The sequence below is a fragment of the Streptomyces sp. NPDC059398 genome, assembly GCF_042751845.1.
Taxonomy (GTDB): Bacteria; Actinomycetota; Actinomycetes; order Streptomycetales; family Streptomycetaceae; genus Streptomyces.
On the sequence record NZ_JBHYWP010000158.1, the window covers coordinates 1 to 6,545 of the forward strand.

6 protein-coding genes are annotated in these 6,545 nt (G+C 70.5%); 3 read left to right on the forward strand and 3 right to left on the reverse strand.

Annotated elements, in window-relative coordinates; genetic code table 11:
* Positions 1 to 130: 130 nt before the first annotated feature.
* Positions 131 to 388 (forward strand): bacterioferritin-associated ferredoxin, encoded by a 258-nt coding sequence (locus tag ACFXBC_RS33800; RefSeq protein ID WP_385033497.1) that lies wholly within the window; start codon positions 131 to 133, stop codon positions 386 to 388.
* A 58-nt stretch (positions 389 to 446) separates the two neighbouring features.
* On the opposite strand, the gene bfr is transcribed toward ACFXBC_RS33800, so the two are convergent.
* Positions 447 to 926, reverse strand: a complete 480-nt coding sequence (bfr, locus tag ACFXBC_RS33805; protein ID WP_385033500.1) for a bacterioferritin — start codon at positions 924 to 926, stop codon at positions 447 to 449.
* Between the two features lie 154 nt (positions 927 to 1,080).
* Here bfr and ACFXBC_RS33810 point away from each other — a divergent pair, with 154 nt between their 5' ends.
* Positions 1,081 to 1,713 carry a sulfite oxidase-like oxidoreductase gene (locus tag ACFXBC_RS33810; protein ID WP_385033503.1) on the forward strand — a complete coding sequence of 211 codons (633 nt, stop codon included), beginning with the start codon at positions 1,081 to 1,083 and terminating at the stop codon, positions 1,711 to 1,713.
* A gap of 38 nt (positions 1,714 to 1,751) precedes the next feature.
* Here the strand turns inward: ACFXBC_RS33810 and ACFXBC_RS33815 are convergent, their stop codons facing one another.
* A complete protein-coding gene (locus ACFXBC_RS33815; RefSeq protein WP_385033506.1) occupies positions 1,752 to 2,603 on the reverse strand; it encodes a deoxyribonuclease IV in 852 nt (283 codons plus the stop codon).
* Positions 2,604 to 2,610: 7 nt separating this feature from the next.
* Entirely contained in the window at positions 2,611 to 4,542 is a 1,932-nt protein-coding gene (pknB, locus tag ACFXBC_RS33820; RefSeq protein WP_385033509.1) for a Stk1 family PASTA domain-containing Ser/Thr kinase, read from the reverse strand.
* A gap of 213 nt (positions 4,543 to 4,755) precedes the next feature.
* On the opposite strand from pknB, the gene ACFXBC_RS33825 reads away from it, so the two are divergent.
* The gene (locus ACFXBC_RS33825) at positions 4,756 to 6,351 is read left to right on the forward strand and encodes a DHA2 family efflux MFS transporter permease subunit (protein WP_385033512.1); all 1,596 of its coding nucleotides are present in this window, start codon (positions 4,756 to 4,758) and stop codon (positions 6,349 to 6,351) included.
* The last annotated feature ends 194 nt before the right edge of the window (positions 6,352 to 6,545 follow it).

Genomic DNA, 6,545 nt, shown 5'->3' on the forward strand with positions numbered 1-6,545 from the left:
GGTGCGGATCACAGCGATCCGCACCCCACGGCCCTTTTGCACCCCCGGAGCGGCGGGTAAGGTTAGGGTTACCTCACCGACCAGCTCGGGGTGGTGCCCGTCAGCGATCCCGTCCGGGAGGTGAACCCGCGTGTACGTCTGCTCGTGCTTCGGTGTGACGGAGCAGCAGGTGAAGGACCACGCGGACGCCGGTGCCTGCACCCCGCGCGAGATCGCGTCGGCCTGCAAGGCGGGTACCGACTGCGGCGGCTGTGTACGCAGCATCCAGGCGCTCCTCGGCCGGGGCGGCTGCCCCCGCCGTGAACCGGCCGACGGGCTCGGGCCCGTACAGCGGCCGGTGGCCCTCCCGGAGCCCGCCGGATCGCCCCTGCTGCCCGAGGCCGCCTGAACCCGTACGGCCCGGCCGTACGCACCGAGCACCGTACGTGCCGAGAGGCGGCCCCGCCTCAGCTGTCCGGCTGCTCGATCACCTGGGCGATGTAGAGCGGCTCACCGAGTTTCTCGACCAGGTCCAGCTGGGTGTCGAGATAGTCGATGTGGTGTTCCTCGTCGGCCAGGATCGACTCGAAGATGTTCGCGGACGTGATGTCGCCCTTGTTGCGCATGATCTCGATACCGCGCCGGAGCCGGTCGATGGCCTCGGCCTCGACCTGCCGGTCCGCCTGGAACATCTCGGTGACCGTCTGCCCCACCCGGACGTGGAAGAGCCGCTGGTAGTTGGGCAGCCCCTCCAGGAAGAGGATCCGGTCGGTGAGGATCTCGGCGTGCTTCATCTCGTCGAACGACTCGGCCCTGGTGTATTTCGCGAGTTTCGTCCAGCCGAAGTTCTCCTGCATCTTCGCGTGCAGGAAGTACTGATTGATCGCCGTGAGCTCTCCGGTGAGCTGCTCGTTGAGAAACTCGATGACCTCGGGGTCGCCCTGCATCGCAGAGGCTCCTTCCAGGCGTGGATCCGGGCAGATTCCGCGCATCCTGTCACCGCCCACCGGGGCCGTCCAGTAAGTACAGGCTTAGTACGAGTTGACCTCGCCGGTGCCGCGCTGGTCATGACCACCCCGCGAGGTCTGTCACCATGGATGCATGGGTCAGCCGGAGAGCCGGGAGCAGCAGGGGGCGGCGCCGGCCGGGCTTCCGCCGGGGCAGCGGCTGCAGCGCGGCTGGCCGGTGACCCACTACGGCCCCGTCCCCAAGTTCAAGCCCGACCGGTGGGAGTTCCGGGTCTTCGGTGCCACCGCCGACGGCGAGAAGCACTGCTGGAACCACGAGGAGTTCTCGGCCCTGCCGTTCTCCACCGTGGTCGCCGACCTGCACTGCGTGACGAAGTTCTCCATGCTGGCAGCCGAATGGGGCGGTGTGCGGGCCCGGACACTGATCGAGCTCGCACCGCCCGCGCCTGAGGTCACCCATGTGATGGTCTGGGCCGAGTACGGCTACAGCGCCAATCTGCGCCTGGCGGACTTCGCAGATGCGAAGACCCTCTTCGCGACCCATAAGGCGGGCGAACTGCTGACCGCCGAGCACGGGTTCCCGCTGCGGCTGGTCGTCCCGCAGCTCTACGCCTGGAAGGGCCCCAAATGGGTCCGCGGCATCGAGTACATGACGGCGGACCGCCGTGGCTTCTGGGAGGAGCGCGGATACCACAATCTGGGCGATCCCTGGCAGGAGCAGCGCTACTCGTACCAGGAAGGTCCGGGCGACGGCCCCGAGCTCTGAGCGGAGCTGTGGCCCGGTGGCGCCTTCCTCTCAGTCTCTCAGGGCCGCAGTGACTTCAGGCGGTCCACGTCCGCCCGGTGCCCCTCCTTGCCGCCCGGGGTCTCGATGACCAGCGGCACCCCTTCGGTCGCCGGGTGGCTGAGCAGCTCCCTGAAGGGCTCCGCTCCGATGTGACCGGCGCCGATGTTCTCGTGCCGGTCCTTGTGGGCGCCGGTGGCTTCCTTGGAGTCATTGGCGTGGATCAGCTTGAGCCGGCCCTCGCCCACGGTGTCCACGAGGAGGTCCAGCGTCTGGTTCATCCCGCCGGGACCCGCGAGGTCGTGGCCGGCCGCGAAGATGTGGCAGGTGTCCAGACAGACCCCGAGGCGCGGATGCCGGTCGAGCACATCGAAGTACGGACCGAAGTCCCAGGTGCGGGAGCAGAGCGAGGAGCCCTGGCCGGCGGTCGACTCCAGGAGCAGGAACGGGTCGTCGTCATGGGTCAGTTCGTCGAGCAGCGGCAGCATATGCGTACGGACCTGGGCGAGCGCTTCGGACCGCGGACGGCCACCGGTCGCCGAGCCGGTGTGCACGACGACGCCCAGTGCGCCGATCTCCCGGCCGCGGCGCAGCGAGTGGCGCAGCGAATCGACCGACCGCTCCACGGTCGCGGCCGTGTGCGAGCCGAAGTTGATCAGATACGGGGCGTGGACGTACGCCGTGAGCGACTCGTTCGCGCACTCCTTGCGGAACTGCTCGTCCTGGTCCGGGTTTCCGGTGGGTGTGGCCCAGCCGCGGGGGTTGGCCACGAAGACCTGGACGGTCTCGGCGCCCAGCTCGCGGGCGTAGGACAGGCCGGTCCTGGCGAGGCCGCCGGCCACGGGGACATGGCCGCCGATGGGGTTGCGCACGGTGTGTTCAGAGTCCCTTGGTCTTGAGTGTGATGGTGCTGCCTTCGGGGGCCCGGTCGCCGCCGTCGACGGACTGGGTGTCGACGGTGTTGCTGAAGGAGAAGAACGGCCGGTCGACGTGGACCTTGAAGCCCTTGCCGGTGAGCGCGCTCTTCGCGTCGTCCAGACTGTCGCCCGTGACATCGGGGACCGTGATCATCCGGGGGCCCTTGGAGACCGTCAGCGTGACGGTGTCGCCCTCCTCGGCCCGGCTGCCGTCGGCCGGTGACTGCTTGGCGACCTGACCGGCGTCATCGGACGAGTTGACCCGCTCCGGTGCGACGACGACCTTGAGGTGCTCGTCCTCCAGGTCGGCGCGGGCGTCCTCCAGGGACTCGCCCGTGACATCCGGTACGTCCACCGGGGAGCCCTTGGAGACGACCAGGGCGATCGCCGAGTCGGCGTGCCGCCGGGTGCCGGACGCCGGGTCCGTACGGATCACCTTGCCGCGCCCGACGTCGTCGCTGAACTCCTTGGTGACCATGCCGGATCCCAGTCCCGCCTTCGCCAGGTCCTGCTTGGCACGGGCGAGCGGCTCGCCCGCGACGCGGGGCACCCGGACGATGTCGGGTCCGCGCGAGACGACCAGGGACACCCCGTCGTGGTTCCTGATACGGGCGCCCGACGCCGGGCTGCTGCTCATGATCTGGCCGCGGTCGTAGGTGTCGCTGAACTTGCGCTCGGTCTTCTTGACGTCCAGACCGGCGGCCGACAGCCGCGACTTCGCGGCCTTCTCGGACTGGCCGAGGAGTGAGGGGACCCGGGTGAACTGGCCCGAGTTGATGTACCAGACGCCTGCCCCGACGCCCAGCACCAGCAGGACGGCCACGACGGACGCGACCAGACCGCGGCGGGCCCGCCGGCCGCGGTGCGGGGGCCGCCGACCGGGCTCGGGCTCGGGCTCGGGCGGTGCGGGCATCACCAGGCGGCTGGTCCGGTTGATCCCGGCGGCGGGCAGCGGGCGGGAGATCACATCCGTCCGGTCCTCGGACCCGTCGGCGCCGGCGGCCGGGAGCGCCCGGGGCGGTACGGCGTCCAGCTCGGCGTCGCTCAGGGCCGTGCGGGCCTCGTGGAGCTGGCCCAGCATCGCCACGGCGTCGTACGGCCGGTCGTCGGGGAGCCGGGTGGTGGCGCTCGCCACCAGTGCGTCGAGCCGGGCCGCGAGTCCCGGTACGGCGGCGGACGGCGCGGGCACGCCTTCGTTGAGGTGCTGGTAGAGGACCTGGGCCGGGGTGTCGCCTGTGTGCGGTTTGGCGCCGGTCAGCATCTCGTAGAGCACCACACCGCAGGCGTAGACGTCTGCCCGGGTGTCGGCCGTGCCCTGCTCGATCTGCTCGGGGGCCAGATAGGAGACGGTGCCCAGGATGGTGCCCGTGCTGTTCGTCTCGGTGTCCACGGCCCGGACCAGGCCGAAGTCGGCGACCTTGACCCGGCCGTCGTCCCCGATCAGGACGTTCTCCGGCTTCATGTCGCGGTGCACGAAACCGGCCCGGTGCGCGGCGCCGAGCGCGGCCAGTACCGGCTCCAGGATGTCCAGGGCGGCGCGGGGCCGCAGCGCGCCCCGCTCGCGCAGCACGTCGCGCAGGGTGCACCCCGCGACGTACTCCATGGCGAGGTAGACATGCGCGCCGTCCGCGCCCTGGTCGAACATGCCGACCACATTGGGATGGTCGAGGCGTGCGACGGACTTGGCCTCCCGGATGAACCGCTCCACGAACGTCGCGTCGACCGCCAGCGCGGGGTGCATCACCTTGAGGGCGAGCACCCGGTCCAGGCGGGTGTCGACGGCCCGGTAGACCGTGGCCATGCCACCGACGGCGATGCATGCCTCCACCCGGTAACGGCCGTCGAGCAGCTGCCCGACGAGCGGGGCCTGCGGGTCACCAAGGGTCGTATCCACGCCGGCGAGTCTACGAGCCCGCGCCGACAGGGCCTAAGCGGTCGGGGTGAATGGCCCGCCACTGAAGCCGAGCTGTGACCGGGTGTACGGGGGCGCGGCGCGGTGCCGGGGATCGGTGCCCGGCCCGTTCCCCCGCCCGGCCGTGCCCGTCGGACCATTCCAGGAGCAGCATTTAATTGGCATTGTATGGAAAATGACTGCTACTCTCATTTCATGGTTACTACCAATCAGCAGGTGGAGTCGCGCCCGGACCCTCGGCGCTGGTGGGCCCTCGGGGCCCTGGTCGCGAGCATGCTCGTGCTCGGTTTCGACATGACGATCCTCAATGTGGCGCTGCCGACGATCGCCGGGGACCTCGGCGCCACCAGCGGTCAGCAGCAGTGGATGGCGGACGCGTACCTCGTGGTCTTCGCCGCCCTGATGCTCCCGGCCGGACTCCTCGGCGACCGCTTCGGACGGCGTCGGATGCTCATCGCGGGACTCGGCGTCTTCCTCGCCGCCTCCCTCGTAGGCGCCTTCGCGGGTGATGTGAGCTGGGTGATCGCGGCCCGCGCCCTGATGGGTGTCGGCGGCGCCCTCGTGATGCCGCTCGCCATCTCCGTGCTGCCCTCGCTCTTCCCGCGCGGGGAACAGACCAGGGCCATCGGCATGATCTCCGCGGCCTCCGCGCTAGGCATGCCGCTCGGCCCGATCATCGGCGGCTGGCTGCTCAACCACTACTGGTGGGGCTCGGTCTTCGTCCTGAACGTGTCGATGGTCGCGATCGGCATCACCGCATGCCTGTTCCTGCTCCCCGAGAGCAAGGACCCGACCGCGCCCAAGGTCGACATCGTCTCCACCGTGCTCACCGCGCTCGGTCTCGGTGCCCTCATCTACGCGATCATCGAAGGCCCCGCGAAGGGCTGGAGCGACGGCCTCGTCATCGGCGCGTTCGCCGGCGCCGTCGCCCTGCTCGGCGCGCTCGTTCTGCGCGAGCGGCGCAGCGAGAGCCCCATGCTCGACCTCGCCCTGCTGGGCCGGCGCGGTTTCCTCAGCAACACCATCGCGGCGACGCTCTGCATGTTCGTCCTGTCGGGTGTGATGTTCCTGCTGCCGCAGTACCTGCAGGCCGTGCTGGGCACCGACTCGCTCGGCACCGGCATCCGGATGCTCCCGCTGGTGGGCGGCATGCTGCTCGCCGCGAGACTGGCGCAGCCGCTGGTCGTCAAGTTCGGGACACGGGCGGTCGTCGTCATGGCACTGGTGGTGCTGGCCTTCGCCGCGTTCCTCGGGGCGCGCAGCACGGTCGACTCGGGATACGGCTTCACGGCGCTGTGGCTGTCGATCGCCGGAATCGGCATCGCGTTCGCGATGATCCCCGCGATGGGCGGTGCCCTCGGCACGCTCGCCAGGGACCAGGCGGGCCGCGGCTCCGGACTGCTCAGCACGGTGCGCCAGACCGGCAGCGCGCTCGGCGTCGCCCTGCTCGGCGCCCTGGTCGCCGGCGCGTACTCAAGCCGGCTCAGCACGGGCGGGCTGCCGGACCGGGCGGCGGACGTCGCCCGCGATTCGGTGATCGGTGCCCACGTGGTGGCGGGCAAGCTCGGCGACCACGCGCTCACGGCCTCGGCGAACAGCGCGTACCTGCACGGCATGGACCTCGCCCTGGTCGTGATCGGCATGGTCGCCCTGGCCACAGCCCTGATCTCGGCGGTCCTGATGCCCCGGCGCCCGGCCCCCCGTCATCACCGGGGGCCCACCCCGCCCGCGGAGCAGCCGGCCGACTCCGGCGCGGAGGTGGCACCGGTCAGCGCCGATGCCGGACAATGAGGCCATGGCCGCCTCAGCACGGAGCGCCGCGGAGCCCAGGATGGGGCTTCGCGAGCGCAAGAAGATCAAGACCCGGACCGCGATCCGGGAGGGGGGGGGGGGGGCGGTCGGCGGGCGTGTGAGTGAGTCGGCCACTAGACCATACAGCGAGAGACTCTAAAACAGGGGCTGTGGGAGACCGCCACGCCACGAGT

Coding starts and splice junctions, on each gene's coding strand:
- ACFXBC_RS33825 (WP_385033512.1), top strand. CDS start 4,756: ATGGTTACTACCAATCAGCAGGTGGAGTCGCGCCCGGACCCTCGGCGC.
- bfr (WP_385033500.1), bottom strand. CDS start 926: ATGCAGGGCGACCCCGAGGTCATCGAGTTTCTCAACGAGCAGCTCACC.
- ACFXBC_RS33810 (WP_385033503.1), top strand. CDS start 1,081: ATGGGTCAGCCGGAGAGCCGGGAGCAGCAGGGGGCGGCGCCGGCCGGG.